The organism is Roseicyclus salinarum, assembly GCF_029624655.1.
In the GTDB taxonomy this organism is placed as follows: Bacteria; Pseudomonadota; Alphaproteobacteria; order Rhodobacterales; family Rhodobacteraceae; genus Roseibacterium; species Roseibacterium salinarum.
On the sequence record NZ_JARRSA010000001.1, the window covers coordinates 233,265 to 246,266 of the forward strand.

The window sequence follows — 13,002 nt, forward strand, 5'->3', positions numbered from 1 at the left end:
GGTCCTATTCGACCCAGACCTCGACACGGCGATTCACGGCGCGGCCCCAGTCGGTGTCCTCGCACGCCATCGGAAGCGCCTCGCCGAAGGCCTCGGCGCGCAGAGTGACCCGGCGCCCGGCGCTTTCGGCGGCCGCATCGACCGCCTCCAGCACGGCCTGCGCCCTGCGCTGGGCGAGGCGCGTATTGATCTCGGGAGAGCCCGCGCTGTCGGAGAAGCCGACGAAAAGAAGCGTCCGGCCGTCGAAGGCGCCGCGCTCGATCGCGGCGGCGAGGCGCCCGACCGAGGCGCGCGACTGCGTGTCGAGCTCTGCCGCGCCATCGGCGAAGCGGAAGGTCGGAGACAGGCGTTCGCCCTCGCCAAGCCTGAGGAGCATGGCCTGGAGATCCTCCAGCGCCACGTCCTCGCCCGCTGCCAGAACGGCGTTGCGAATCCGCTCTCCCTGCAAGACGAGAGGCGTTCGTGTCAGCGTCTGGTTGACGTAACCCGCTTCCTGAACGATGCGCTCGGCCTCCTCGGTTTCGGTGAAGGCGAGGAACTGGCGCACGAGCTGCGGCAGGCGGTAGGGCGCGAGATAGAGGTAGACCGGCGCCGTGAGGGGGTAATCCTCGGACTTCACCGCATCCGCCGTGGCCCGCTGCGAAAACCCGCAGGGCCCGGTCAGCGGCAGCGCCCGCGCGGGGCCGACGGCGGAGCGGGTCGTGATGCCGACGGCGAAGGCGTCGCGGGCGACGGCCCCGGCAAGCGCGGCGGCGCTGTCGTGGCGCACGATGCCCTCGGCGAGGGGCAGGTCGGTCGCCATCAGCACCCGGTCCGCGAAATCCTGCGCCGGCCCCAGCCCCGGCGCGAGAAGATGCAGCGCGACCGGCGCGTCCGGCCCCCCGAGGGCGCGCCAATTGTCGATATCGCCCGAGAACAGCCGCGCGAGATCCGCAAGCGACAGTGCGTCGGCGGCGTTTTCGACCGACACCACGGGCACGAGCGCGTCCAGCGCCAGCACCCGCACGCGCCGGGTCAATGGCGGATCGCCCGGCGCCTGATCGCGGGCGGCCCTCCGCTCGGGCTCGTTCGGCTCGCGTTCGGCCAGCGCGATGTCGACTTCGGCGTTCAGCAGCGACAGGAACCCCTCGTCGGTGGAGCCCGGCGTGACGAGGAACCGCGCGGCCGGCTGTCCGTCCTCGCGCAGGAGCGTGTAGACGGTGCCGGGGCCCTCGCCGCCGTCGCGCAGAACGGTCATGCCCTTGACCCGGGCGAAGGCGTCGATGAGCTCGGGAAGCAGCCCCTCGGCCACGGTGGCCGCGCCGCTGATGCGCGCCTCCGCGACGAAGGACGTCAGGTCGGGACAGCCGGGCCCCGCGCACGACACGCCTTCCGCGGACACGGTGAGAAGGCCGTAGACCGTGTCGATCTGGTAATATGCGCCGTCATAGGCGACGAGGTTGCCCTCGAGCTCCACCGTGCCGTCGAACGACCGCAGTTCGACGTCCTGCGCTGCCGCCGCAAGGCTTGTCGCTATGAGCAGAAGGCCGGCGTTCCGACACGCGGCCGCGATGCGATGGAGCATGTGAAGGAGATTGCGCCTTGCCTCAATTCGCGGCGAGTCTCAGGTCCTGCACGGGATTTTGCAACACAAGAGTGTCGCCCACGGCATCGCAGCCGGGGTAGGTGAAGCCAAGCGGCGTCATGGCGATCCGGCCGCCTTCGGCCTGCACGATTCGTGCGGTGGCCTGAAGTGCGCAGTTGGCGGCCGTGATCGGCGCGTCGATGGAAAGGGTCACGCCGGACGCGGCGCGCGTCCCGCGCGGGATCGTGTAGACCTGCGCCAGCAGGGGCACCGATGCCCGCGGGTCGCCGAGAAGACTGAGGAAGCCCCTTCCCTCCGACGCCGCCTCGGGGCCGCGGGGCGCTGCGGGACGCACATGGCCGTCCGACGCCCATGCGGCGCCGTCCTCCAGCGCGTGAAGCTCCATGTCGAGCTCGCCCTCCCACGCGAGTGCGATCCGGTCGAAGCCTGCGAGGTCCGAAACCGGAAGCATCGCGGTCCGTTCGGTTCCGTCGGCCAGTTCGACGGCGACGATCGCCGGGCTTTCGAGGGCGGGGAGGTCCAGCGTCAGAAGGCCGAAAGCGTCCGTCCTTGCGGAAATGGCAATGCCCGCGTGGCGCAGCGTGACGTCAGCGTCGGGGTGGCACGGCGCCGAAATGTCCACGGCGATCATCGCCGCCGTCCCGGCCTTGGCCGAGACCTCGAGGCCGCAGGGCAGGCCGAAGCGGCTGAAGGTCCGTGCATCCGTCGCGGCGGTGCTGCGCGGGGCGGGCGGGGCCAGCTCGGGCGCAAGGGCCGCGGGACGCACCACGGCCTCGATCCGCGGAACGGCGGGCGCGGCGGCCTCGGGGGTTGGCGCGGCAGCAAAGCCCGAGCCGGGGGGAAGCTGGTGTCCATGTGCGCGCGCGAAGGCACCCGTGGTCGCGGTGGGCCGCGCCTCGTCCTGCGGGCGGACGCCAAGTTCGATCCCCGGAAGCATCCCGGCCTGCGCGGCGTAGATCGCCAGTCCGCAAGACAGGATCCCGGCCGAGGTCATCCGTGCGAGGGTGCGTTGTCTGGTCATGCCGCCGTCTCCGCAATCTGGATCGGAGTGTCTGCATGGCCCTGGAATGCGGCGGGATTTAGGAAGCAATCGTGTGATACAGGGGAGATTGTCTCCCCTGTATCGACATCATTCGCTCAGGCGAGACGCCCGTGGCAGTGCTTGAACTTCCGGCCCGAGCCGCAGGGGCAGGGGTCGTTGCGGCCGGGATTGCCCCAGCTGTCGGGGTTGGTCTCGTCGAAGCCGGGCACCAGCGGTTCCGGCGCGGCGTCGTCGGACCGGCCGTCGCCCGTGCCCGCCGAGGCGGTCTCGAGCTCCTTGCGGGCGGCGGATTGCTGCGCCTGAAGCTGGCGGATGATCTCGGCCTGCTGCTCGGGCGTCAGCGGCTGGATCCGCGCCAGCTTGCTGCTGACCTCGGCGCGCAGGCTGTCGAGCATCCGCTCGAACAGCTGGAAGGACTCGGTCTTGTATTCGTTGAGCGGGTCGCGCTGCGCGTAGCCGCGGAAGCCCACGACCGATCGCAGGTGCTCGAGCGTCAGAAGGTGCTCGCGCCACTTCTGGTCGATCGTCTGAAGCAGGATCTGCTTCTCGATGTTGCGCATCTGCTCGGGGCCGAACTGCGCCGCTTTCGAAGCCATGTATTCGTCGGCCTTGGTCTCGAGCCGCTCGCGCACCGTCTCCTGGTCGACGCCGTCCTCCTCGGCCCATTCCTCGATCGGCAGGTCGAGTCCGAGGGTCTGGCGCGCCGCCGCCTTCAGGCCTTCGGTATCCCACTGGTCGGCGTAGGATCTCGGCGGCATGTGCGTGGCGACCATGTCCTCGATCACCTGGTGGCGCATGTCGCGCGCGACCTCGGCGATGTCCTCGGCGCCCATGATCTCGTGGCGCTGGCCGAAGATCACCTTGCGCTGGTCGTTCATGACGTCGTCGAACTTCAGAAGCTGCTTGCGGATGTCGAAGTTGCGCCCCTCGACCTTCGCCTGCGCCCGCTCGAGCGACTTGTTGACCCACGGATGGACGATGGCCTCGCCTTCCTTCATCCCCAGGGTCGACAGCATCTTGTCGAGCCGGTCCGACCCGAAGATCCGCATCAGGTCGTCTTCCAGAGACAGGAAGAACGACGAGCGTCCCGGATCGCCCTGCCGGCCCGAGCGGCCGCGCAGCTGGTTGTCGATGCGCCGGCTCTCGTGGCGTTCGGTCGCGAGGACATAAAGGCCTCCGGCCTCCTTCACCTTCCGCTCGTCGGCCTCGTGCTCGGCCTCGATTTGGCGGCGGATCTCCTCGTGGTCGCCCTCGGGGTTGGCCGCGATGGCCTCCATGACCTTGAACTCGACGTTGCCGCCCAGCTTGATGTCGGTGCCGCGCCCGGCCATGTTCGTGGCGATGGTGATCGCGCCGAGCTTGCCGGCATCGGCGACGATCTGCGCCTCCTGCTCGTGCTGGCGCGCGTTCAGGACGTTGTGCGGCAGCTTCGCCTTGGTCAGAAGCTGGCTGAGCATCTCGGATTTCTCGATCGACGTGGTGCCGACGAGGACGGGCTGGCCCTTTTCGTGGGCCTCGCGGATCGCCGCGACGATGGCGTCGTATTTCTCGGTGCCGGTGCGATAGACCTGATCGTCCTCGTCGATCCGGGCAATGGGCTTGTTCGTCGGGATCTCGACGACGCCGAGCCCGTAGATCGAGGCGAATTCCTCGGCCTCGGTCGTGGCGGTGCCGGTCATGCCCGCCAGCTTGTCGTAGAGGCGGAAGTAGTTCTGGAAGGTGACGGAGGCCATCGTCACGTTCTCGGGCTGGATCTTGCAGCCCTCCTTGGCCTCGATGGCCTGGTGCAGGCCGTCCGACAGGCGGCGGCCCTGCATCATGCGGCCGGTGAATTCGTCGACCAGCACCACCTCGCCGCCGCGCACCATGTATTGCTGGTCGCGGTGGAACAGCTTGTGCGCGCGCAGGGCGTTGGTGACGTGGTGCACGATCGAGGTCGATTCGGGGTCGTAGAGGCTCTGGCCCTCGGGAAGGATCCCCATCTCGTGCAGCTTGTCCTCGAGGAAGTCGTTGCCCTCGTCGGTGAAGGTCGCGCTGCGCTGCTTCTCGTCGAGGGTGAAATGCTCCTCGGCGAGTTCGGGGATCACCTTGTCGATTGAGACATAGAGGTCTGAACGGTCCTCACTCGGGCCCGAGATGATCAGGGGGGTCCGCGCTTCGTCGATCAGGATCGAGTCGACCTCGTCCACGATGGCGAAGTTGTGCCCGCGCTGCGCCATCTCGGCGAGGCTGCCGCGCATGTTGTCGCGCAGGTAATCGAAGCCCAGCTCGTTGTTGGTGGCGTAGGTGATGTCGGCGGCGTAGGCCGCGCGCTTCTCGTCCTCGGGCTGGCGCGGGTAGACGACGCCCGTGGTCAGGCCGAGCGCAGCATAGACCTTGCCCATCCACTCGGCGTCACGCCGCGCGAGGTAGTCGTTCACCGTGACGATGTGAACGCCCTTGCCGGACAGGGCATTGAGGTAGGCCGGGAAGGTCGCGACGAGGGTCTTGCCCTCGCCGGTCTTCATCTCGGCGATGTTTCCGCGGTGCAGGAAGATCCCCCCAACGAGCTGCACGTCGAAGGCCCTGAGGCCAAGCGCGCGGCGCGCGGCCTCGCGGCAGTTTGCGAAGGCTTCGGGAAGAAGGTCGTCGAGGCCTTCGCCGGCCTCGGCGCGGCCCCGCAGCTCGGCGGTGCGGGCGATGATCTCGTCGTCGCTCAGCTTCTGGAACTCGGGCTCGAGGGCGTTGATCTTCTCGACCAGGGGCCTGACGGCCTTCACCTTGCGGTCGTTCGGCGTGCCGAAGACCTTCTTCGCGATCGTCCCTAGTCCGAGCATTCGAAACGCCTTCCCGCCGGACCATCCGTTCGACGGGCCGGCCTTCCTCAAGCCAATGTGTGGGGCACCCGGGTTGTTCGGCCCATCGCGGCGGTCTATCAACGACGCCGAGACGGCGCCGGCCTCGATGCGAACCCCGTGCGAAACCCGCTTGGGACATAAGGGCGGGCCGATAGACTGTCAACGCGGCCCCTCGGACACATGTCGGGGGGCCCGATCGTGAAGGAACCTCCCCGATGAAAAGACTTCTCGCCAGCGCCGCCGTCGTCGCAATGACCGCCATGCCGCTTCAAGCGCAGGACGAGGTCGGCGCGGACACCGTGCTTGCCACCGTGAATGGCAACGAGATCACCGTCGGCCACCTGATCGCGATGCGCCAGATGCTGCCGCAGCAGTATCAGGAGCTTCCGGCGCAGGTGCTGTTCGAGGGAATGCTCGAGCAGCTGGTGCAGCAGCAGGTTCTGGCGGACGTCGCGGCCGAGGACATCGACCGCGCGACGGAGCTGGGCCTCGACAACGAGCGCCGGGCCTTCCTGGCGGCGGGGTATGTCGATGACATCGCCATGGCCGAGATCAGCGACGAGGAGCTTCAGGCAGAGTACGACGCGCAGTTCGCGGACGTCGATCCGGTCGAGGAGTTCAACGCAAGCCACATCCTCGTCGAGGCCGAGGACGAGGCGCAGGCCATCATCGACGAGCTCGCCGGCGGCGCCGACTTCGCCGAGCTTGCCGCCGAACGCTCCATCGGCCCGTCGGGCCCCAATGGCGGGCAGCTTGGCTGGTTCAGCGCCGGCATGATGGTGCCCGAGTTCGAGACCGCCGTGTTCGACCTCGAGCCGGGCGAGGTCTCCGCGCCGGTCGAGACCCAGTTCGGCTGGCACGTCATCTTGCTCAACGACACGCGCGAGCAGGCGCCGCCGGCCCTCGAGGAGGTCCGCGCCGAGCTGATCGACGGGCTGCGCCGCGCGCGTGTCGAGGCCCGCATCGAAGAGCTGATGACCGAGGCCGAGATCGAGCGCCCCGAGCTTGACATCGATCCTGCCGTCATCGCGAATGTCGATCTGCTGCAGGATTGACACGCGTGAGGGCGGAATGGCCAAGGCCGACAAGAAGACAAGAAAGTTGAAGGCCGAAAAGGCCGCGTCCAAGGATGCGGTCGGCAAGAAGGGCAAGGGCAAGGCGAAGGCGACCGGGGCGGTGAAGGCCCCGCCGCCCGTCTCGCCCCTCGCCCCCGCCTCCTTCCCCGCACTGCCGCCGGTCGACGGCGTTCTTTTCGCAACCGGGGCGGCAGGGGTGCGCTACGCCAACCGCACCGACGTAATGCTTGTCGACATCGCGCCGGGCAGCACCGTGGCCGGCGTCTTCACGCGGTCGGCCACGCGGTCCGCCGCAGTCCTCGATTGCCAGGACAAGATCGCGAAGCTGTCTGACCGCCACAAGCACGGCTTCGCCATCGTCGTGAACTCGGGCAACGCCAACACCTTCACGGGCGCGCGCGGCGCAAGCGACGTCGCCGCGATTTCCGAGGCCGCGGGGCGTGCCGTGGGAATCCCGGCCGACCATGTCTTCACCTCGTCCACCGGCGTCATCGGCGAGCCGCTTCCGGCAAGCAGGATCACCGACATCCTTCCAGAACTGGTCACGCGCCTCGCCGCCGACCGGATGCAGGAGGCCGCGCGGGCGATCATGACCACCGACACCTTCCCCAAGGGCGCGGCGGAGAAGGTCGAGATCGCCGGAAAGACGGTCACGATCGCCGGCATCGCCAAGGGCTCGGGCATGATCGCGCCCGACATGGCCACGATGCTCGCCTATGTCTTCACGGATGCCAACGTCACCCGCGACGGGCTGCAATCCATGCTGAGCGCCGCCACGAGAACCAGCTTCAACGCCATCACCGTGGACAGCGACACCTCCACCTCGGACACCGTGCTCCTGGTCGCGACGGGCCGCGCGCACGGCGTCCCCATCTCGTCGGGGCGGAGCGCCGAGGGCCGGGTGTTCGCCGCCGCGCTGGACCGCGTGATGCGGGATCTCGCGCTTCAGATCGTCCGTGACGGCGAAGGCGCGACCAAGCTGGTCGAGGTCCGGGTTTCGGGCGCGAAGTCCGCCCGCGACGCCGACAAGGTCGCCCGCGCCATCGCCAATTCCCCGCTGGTCAAGACCGCCATCGCCGGCGAAGATCCGAACTGGGGCCGTGTCGTGATGGCGGTGGGCAAGTCCGGCGCCGCCGCCGACCGCGACCTTCTGTCGATCCGGTTCGGCGAGATCCTCGTGGCCGAGAAGGGCTGGGTCGCCGAGAGCTACCGCGAAAAGGACGGCGCGGACTACATGAAGGGGCAGGAACTGACGATTTCCGTGGACCTCGGTCTCGGGCGCGGCGAGGCGACGGTGTGGACCTGCGATTTCACGAGCCGCTACATCGAGATCAACGCGGATTACCGGTCATGAACATCGCGACGGACGCCGCGCCCTTGAAGGTCGTCCTCGTGTCCGCCGTCGCGCTGATCGACCGGGACGGGCGCGTCCTGCTGGCGCAGCGGCCCGAGGGCAAGTCGATGGCCGGCCTGTGGGAGTTTCCCGGCGGAAAGGTCGAGCCGGGCGAAACGCCCGAGGCCGCGCTGGTGCGCGAACTGCACGAGGAACTCGGGATCGAGACATGGGACAGCTGCCTTGCGCCGCTGACCTTTGCAAGCCACGGCTACCCTGATTTCCACCTTCTGATGCCGCTGTTCGCCTGCCGCAAATGGAATGGCATTCCGCGGTCGAACGAGGGCCAGCGCCTCGCGTGGGCGCGGGCCTCCGAATTGCGGGACTACCCGATGCCGCCCGCCGACGAGCCGCTGATCCCCATCCTTCGGGATTGGCTCTGACGGCGTTCCGTAGCTGGGCGGTTTTCCGCCGGCAGCACAGGGATCGGGCAAAAGGCTCAAATTTTAGCTGATTTTTTGGTCGATTTGTGGGGCGCACCGTCTAAGGTCGCGGCACGACACATCACTCGGTCAGGGGGTTTCGACCGTGCTCACCACGATCTTCCTTGGAAGCTGCGTATCGGTGCAGGGCACTTTCGTGGAGCGCCTTCCGAACGGTTTCGTGACCGTGCGGGTGGGCCGCCGGCTCTATACCGGCCGGCCCGTTGAGCTTGTCCGCGCCGCCTGAACCTCAGTCCAGCCAACCCTGCAGGTTGTCCATCGCCACGCGGGCGAGCGCATCGACATGCGCGTCGTCATCGTTGAGGCAGGGAATGTAGGTGAATTCCTCGCCGCCCGCCTCCTCGAAGCTCTCGCGGATCTCCTCGTTGATCTCTTCGAGCGTCTCGATGCAGTCGGCGCTGAAGGCCGGCGCGACGACGGCGATGCGCTTCTTGCCCTGCTCGGCGAGGCGGGCGACCTCCTCTACCGTGTAGGGCTTCAGCCATTCCTCGGGGCCGAAGCGGCTCTGGAAGGTGGTGACGATCTCGGTCTTGTCCCAGCCCAGGCGCTCGCGCAGGAGGCGCGTCGTCTTCTGGCACTGGCAATGGTAGGGGTCGCCTTCCATCAGGTAGCGCTTGGGCACGCCATGGTAGCTTGCCACCAGCACGTCGGGGCGGTTCTCGAGGCCGGCATAGGCGCGCTCGACCGACTGGGCCAGCGCCTCGATATAGCCGGGATCCTCGTAATAGGGCTCGACCGTGCGGGCGATGGGCTGCCACTTGATGTTCTGCAGGGCGCGGAAGAATTCGTCGCAGGCCGTGGCCGAGGTCGCGCCCGCGTATTGCGGATAGAGCGGGAAGAACAGGATCTTGGTGCAGCCCTGCGCCACCAGTTCGTCCACCTTCGACTTGGTCGAGGGGTTGCCATAGCGCATGCAGAAATCGACCACGACCCTGTCGCCGTAGGCCTCTTCCAGCCGCGCCTTGATCTTGGCCGTCTGGTCCTTGGTGATCGTCATCAAGGGGCTTTCGTTCTGCTCCTCGTTCCAGATCGACTTGTATGCGGCGCCCGACGAGAATGGCCGCTTGGTCAGGATCACGAGCTGCAGGAGCGGCTGCCAGATCCACGGCGAGTAGTCGATCACGCGGCGGTCGGACAGGAACTCGTTGAGATACCGGCGCATCGGCCAGTAGCTGTAGTGATCAGGCGTGCCGAGGTTGGCCAGAAGGATGCCGACCTTGCCGAACGTCACCTTGGGATGGTCCGCGGGCGCGTGGACCAGCTTGGGCGCGGCTTCGGCGGCTTCGGTCGTTTTTGACATTTGCTGCAACATGTTCATGTGTGGCTGGCCTCAATCGTGGCCCCGGTCAAGGGTCTATTCGGTTTCGTCGTGGACATGCGTTGCATTGAGGGCGTCGGCAAGCCGCGCCTCGGCACTGCCGGGGCGGAGCGGCTTCTGCTGGCTCTCGTGCGGTGCCCATCCGGTGAGGAAGACGAGCTGGAAGGTCGCACGGATGCGGCCCTCGCCTTCTGGGAAGTTCGCCCTGTAGATCGCATCGGCGCGGTCGAAAAGGCTTCGGCGCGTCGGAGCGCGATGACGTCCGGCCAGCGCGTTCGTCTCGCCCATCGCGCGCAGGTCGCGCATCAGCGCGAAGATGTCCGCATAACTCGCCACCTGGTCCAGAACGTCCGCCACCGGAAGCGACAGCCCCGCACGCTGCAGAAGGGAGCCCAACTGGCGAACCTCGGCCATCGGGGCCACGCGGGGACTGAGCCCGCCGGTTTCGGCGATCTCGGCCTCGGCCAGCGCGGCGCGCAACTCGGCCAGCGTCTCGCCGCCGAAACAGGCCCCCAGAAACAACCCGTCCGCCTTGAGCGCGCGGCGGCACTGGACGATCTGTCCCACGGGATCGTCGGCCCAGTGCAGGGCCATCGCGTGAACCACGAGGTCATGCGCGCCCGGTTCGAGATCGAGGACATCGCCGGGCGCGACGCAGGTGGCGCCGGAGGCGACGCCGCCCCAGATCCCGGGATGCGCGGTCACGATCGCGGGTGACGTAAACGTTCTGTTAACGTCCCTCAGCCTTTCATTGATCTCGTCGAGAGCGGTCTCGTGCAGGAACCCGGCGTCCCGCAGCCGTGCGCGGGCCCGATGCCGGGACAATGCCGCGGCATCCACAAGGCGTGGCTGCTGGGTCTGTGGGGTCACGATCGTGGCCTGTCCTGGACGCTGACCTTCGGGAACTTAGGGGCCGGACATGAGATTGCAAACGCTGCTGCACGCGGTCTTCCCTCCGGAATGCCTCAATTGCGGCGCGCAGGTCGAAGGGGACTTCGCGCTCTGCGGCCCTTGCTGGTCCGCGACGCCCTTCATCCTCGGCGCCGCGTGCGATCTGTGCGGCAAGGCCCTGCCGGGTCAGACCGCCGGCGGCGAGCGGCTGACCTGCGAGGAATGTCACGCGATCGCAAGGCCTTGGGAGGCGGGGCGCGCGGTCATGGGCTATGCCGATGTCGGCCGCAGGCTGGTCCTTGGGCTGAAGCACGGCGACCGCGCCGAGGTGGCGCGCGCCGCGGGGCCGTGGCTGGCGCGGGCGGGCGCCGACCTGCTGGCCGGCGACCCGCTTCTCGTGCCGATCCCGCTGCATCCCCTCCGGCTTGCCCGCAGACGCTACAACCAGTCGGCGCTTCTGGTCCGGGCGATGGCCTCGGTCACGGGCGCCGAGATCGCGGTGCAGGCGCTCCGCCGCTTGCGCGCGACGCCAAGTCAGGACGGGCGGACCCGCGACGCGCGTTTCGAGAACCTGAGCGGCGCGATCGGCCCGCATCCCCGCTTCGGCAAGGCGCTGAAGGGCCGGGCCGTCGTGCTTGTCGACGACGTGATGACCTCGGGCGCCACCTTCGCCGCCGCATCCGAGGCCTGCCGAACCGCCGGCGCCACACATCTGCGTGTCCTGGCACTGGCGCGCGTGGGTGGTGACGCCTAAATACGGCATCGTGACAGACGATCGCGGAAGTCGATCGCAAACGCCGGAGTAACGGGACATGCCGAACGTCGAAATCTACACCTCCCCGCTTTGCGGCTATTGCCACGCCGCCAAGCGTCTTCTGACGGACAAGGGGATCGCCTACACCGAATACGACGTGTCGCGCGCGCCTGAGAAGCGTCAGGAGATGCTCGGCCGGTCCAGCGGACGGCACACCGTGCCCCAGATCTTCATCGGCGAGCGGCACGTCGGCGGCTACGACGACATGGCCGCGCTGGACCGTGACGGTAAGCTCGATCCCCTTCTGCAGGAGGCGTGAGGGCCTGCCGCGACGCGGTGTCCCTTGATGCGGACGCCGCCAAGGCCCTTTAATCCGGTCATGGTGCAGGACGGTTCCAGACGAGACCACCCGAGGCCGGACGGGTCGCAGTCCGACGATCCGCTTTCGGTCGCGCTGTTCAGCGAGATGTTCATGGCCGACCAGCTGGCGCGCAACCGGCTGAGCCGGGCACTGCCCAAGGGCATGGAGCTGAGCCATTTCTCGGTGCTGAACCACCTTGCCCGCACCAACGAGGAGAAGACGCCGGCGCAGCTGGCGCGCATCTTCCATGTGACGCGCGGCGCGATGACGAACACGCTCAACCGGCTGGAATGGGCCGGGCACATCCACGTCCGCCCCGATTGGGACGACGCGCGCCGCAAGCTTATCGCGATCAGCCCATCGGGGCGGCGCGCGCGCGAGGCGGCCATCGCGGCCATCGCGCCGATCCTCTCCGAGACGGTGCGCGAGATCGGCTCCGAGCGCGTGCGCCAGGCGATTCCCGTGATCCGGGAGCTTCGCCTCAGGCTCGAGGAAGACGGAAGCTGAGGATCAGGCGGGCTTCGTCGAGGCCGTGACGTAGTTCACGCCGAGGTCCCGGTCGGACAGCGACCAGCCCCATGTGATCGGGTTGAACACGAACCCCTTGCGGTCCACCGGCGCGAGCCCGGCCTTGCGCAACATCTCGAACAATTCGTCCGGCGTGATGAATTTCGACCATTCATGCGTGCCCTTGGGCAGCCAGCGCATGACGTATTCCGCTCCGACGATGGCCATCGCGAAGCTCTTCGGATTGCGGTTGATCGTCGAGCAGATCATCAGCCCGCCGGGTTTCAGAAGTTCCTGGCAGGCGGTCAGGTAGGCCTGCGGGTCGGCCACATGCTCGACCACTTCCATGTTGAGCACCACGTCGAACCGCTCGCCCGCGCCGGCCAGCGCCTCGGCGGTGGTGTGGCGGTAGTCGATCCTGAGGCCGGACTGCTCGGCATGAAGACGGGCGACGGGGATGTTGCGCTCGGCCGCGTCGGCGCCCACCACATCGGCCCCAAGCCGCGCCATCGGCTCGGACAACAGGCCGCCGCCGCAGCCGATGTCGAGGATGCGCAGACCTTCGAACGGCCGGTCCGCCCTGAGGTCGCGCCCGAGCTCTGCGGCGATCTGGGACGTGATGTAGTCCAGCCGGCAGGGGTTCAGCATGTGCAGCGGCTTGAACTTCCCGGCCGGGTCCCACCACTCGGCCGCCATGGCCTCGAACTTCGCCACTTCGGCGGCGTCGACCGTCGTCGTGCGCTCCTCGGCGGTCCCTGCGCTGGCAGTCTTCATGGACATCTCCCCGTCTTCCTG

Annotated in this window: 13 protein-coding genes; 7 read left to right on the forward strand and 6 right to left on the reverse strand. The window is 68.0% G+C overall.

Annotation, left to right across the window (positions count from 1 at the left end):
• Positions 1-4 precede the first annotated feature (4 nt).
• From P6F26_RS01135 to secA, 3 genes are all read right to left on the reverse strand, one after another.
• Positions 5-1,564, reverse strand: coding sequence for a phosphate ABC transporter substrate-binding/OmpA family protein (locus P6F26_RS01135; RefSeq protein ID WP_278026785.1), 1,560 nt, complete (start codon positions 1,562-1,564; stop codon positions 5-7).
• 22 nt (positions 1,565-1,586) lie between these two features.
• A complete protein-coding gene (locus P6F26_RS01140; RefSeq protein ID WP_278026786.1) occupies positions 1,587-2,606 on the reverse strand; it encodes a hypothetical protein in 1,020 nt (339 codons plus the stop codon).
• A gap of 116 nt (positions 2,607-2,722) precedes the next feature.
• The gene (gene secA, locus P6F26_RS01145; protein WP_278026787.1) at positions 2,723-5,443 is read right to left on the reverse strand and encodes a preprotein translocase subunit SecA; all 2,721 of its coding nucleotides are present in this window, start codon (positions 5,441-5,443) and stop codon (positions 2,723-2,725) included.
• Between the two features lie 236 nt (positions 5,444-5,679).
• Here secA and P6F26_RS01150 point away from each other — a divergent pair, with 236 nt between their 5' ends.
• From P6F26_RS01150 to P6F26_RS01165, 4 genes are all read left to right on the forward strand, one after another.
• Positions 5,680-6,519 (forward strand): peptidylprolyl isomerase, encoded by an 840-nt coding sequence (locus P6F26_RS01150; RefSeq protein WP_278026788.1) that lies wholly within the window; start codon positions 5,680-5,682, stop codon positions 6,517-6,519.
• A 16-nt stretch (positions 6,520-6,535) separates the two neighbouring features.
• Positions 6,536-7,894, forward strand: a complete 1,359-nt coding sequence (argJ, locus tag P6F26_RS01155) for a bifunctional glutamate N-acetyltransferase/amino-acid acetyltransferase ArgJ (RefSeq protein WP_278026789.1) — start codon at positions 6,536-6,538, stop codon at positions 7,892-7,894.
• 23 nt (positions 7,895-7,917) lie between these two features.
• A complete protein-coding gene (gene mutT, locus P6F26_RS01160; protein WP_278026867.1) occupies positions 7,918-8,316 on the forward strand; it encodes an 8-oxo-dGTP diphosphatase MutT in 399 nt (132 codons plus the stop codon).
• A gap of 145 nt (positions 8,317-8,461) precedes the next feature.
• On the forward strand, positions 8,462-8,602 hold the full coding sequence (locus P6F26_RS01165; RefSeq protein ID WP_278026790.1) for a hypothetical protein: 141 nt from the start codon (positions 8,462-8,464) through the stop codon (positions 8,600-8,602).
• Positions 8,603-8,605: 3 nt separating this feature from the next.
• Here P6F26_RS01165 and hemH read toward each other — a convergent pair whose 3' ends face one another.
• Both hemH and P6F26_RS01175 read right to left on the reverse strand, forming a co-directional pair.
• On the reverse strand, positions 8,606-9,676 hold the full coding sequence (hemH, locus tag P6F26_RS01170; RefSeq protein WP_278026791.1) for a ferrochelatase: 1,071 nt from the start codon (positions 9,674-9,676) through the stop codon (positions 8,606-8,608).
• Between the two features lie 54 nt (positions 9,677-9,730).
• Positions 9,731-10,567 carry a methyltransferase domain-containing protein gene (locus tag P6F26_RS01175; RefSeq protein ID WP_430736709.1) on the reverse strand — a complete coding sequence of 279 codons (837 nt, stop codon included), beginning with the start codon at positions 10,565-10,567 and terminating at the stop codon, positions 9,731-9,733.
• Between the two features lie 46 nt (positions 10,568-10,613).
• On the opposite strand from P6F26_RS01175, the gene P6F26_RS01180 reads away from it, so the two are divergent.
• The 3 genes from P6F26_RS01180 (at position 10,614) to P6F26_RS01190 (ending at position 12,207) form a co-directional block, all read left to right on the forward strand.
• On the forward strand, positions 10,614-11,339 hold the full coding sequence (locus P6F26_RS01180; protein ID WP_278026793.1) for a ComF family protein: 726 nt from the start codon (positions 10,614-10,616) through the stop codon (positions 11,337-11,339).
• A 58-nt stretch (positions 11,340-11,397) separates the two neighbouring features.
• Positions 11,398-11,658 carry a glutaredoxin 3 gene (gene grxC, locus P6F26_RS01185; RefSeq protein ID WP_278026794.1) on the forward strand — a complete coding sequence of 87 codons (261 nt, stop codon included), beginning with the start codon at positions 11,398-11,400 and terminating at the stop codon, positions 11,656-11,658.
• Positions 11,659-11,805: 147 nt separating this feature from the next.
• Positions 11,806-12,207, forward strand: a complete 402-nt coding sequence (locus P6F26_RS01190; RefSeq protein WP_278026868.1) for a MarR family winged helix-turn-helix transcriptional regulator — start codon at positions 11,806-11,808, stop codon at positions 12,205-12,207.
• A gap of 3 nt (positions 12,208-12,210) precedes the next feature.
• On the opposite strand, the gene ubiG is transcribed toward P6F26_RS01190, so the two are convergent.
• The gene (gene ubiG, locus P6F26_RS01195; protein ID WP_278026795.1) at positions 12,211-12,981 is read right to left on the reverse strand and encodes a bifunctional 2-polyprenyl-6-hydroxyphenol methylase/3-demethylubiquinol 3-O-methyltransferase UbiG; all 771 of its coding nucleotides are present in this window, start codon (positions 12,979-12,981) and stop codon (positions 12,211-12,213) included.
• Positions 12,982-13,002: the final 21 nt, after the last annotated feature.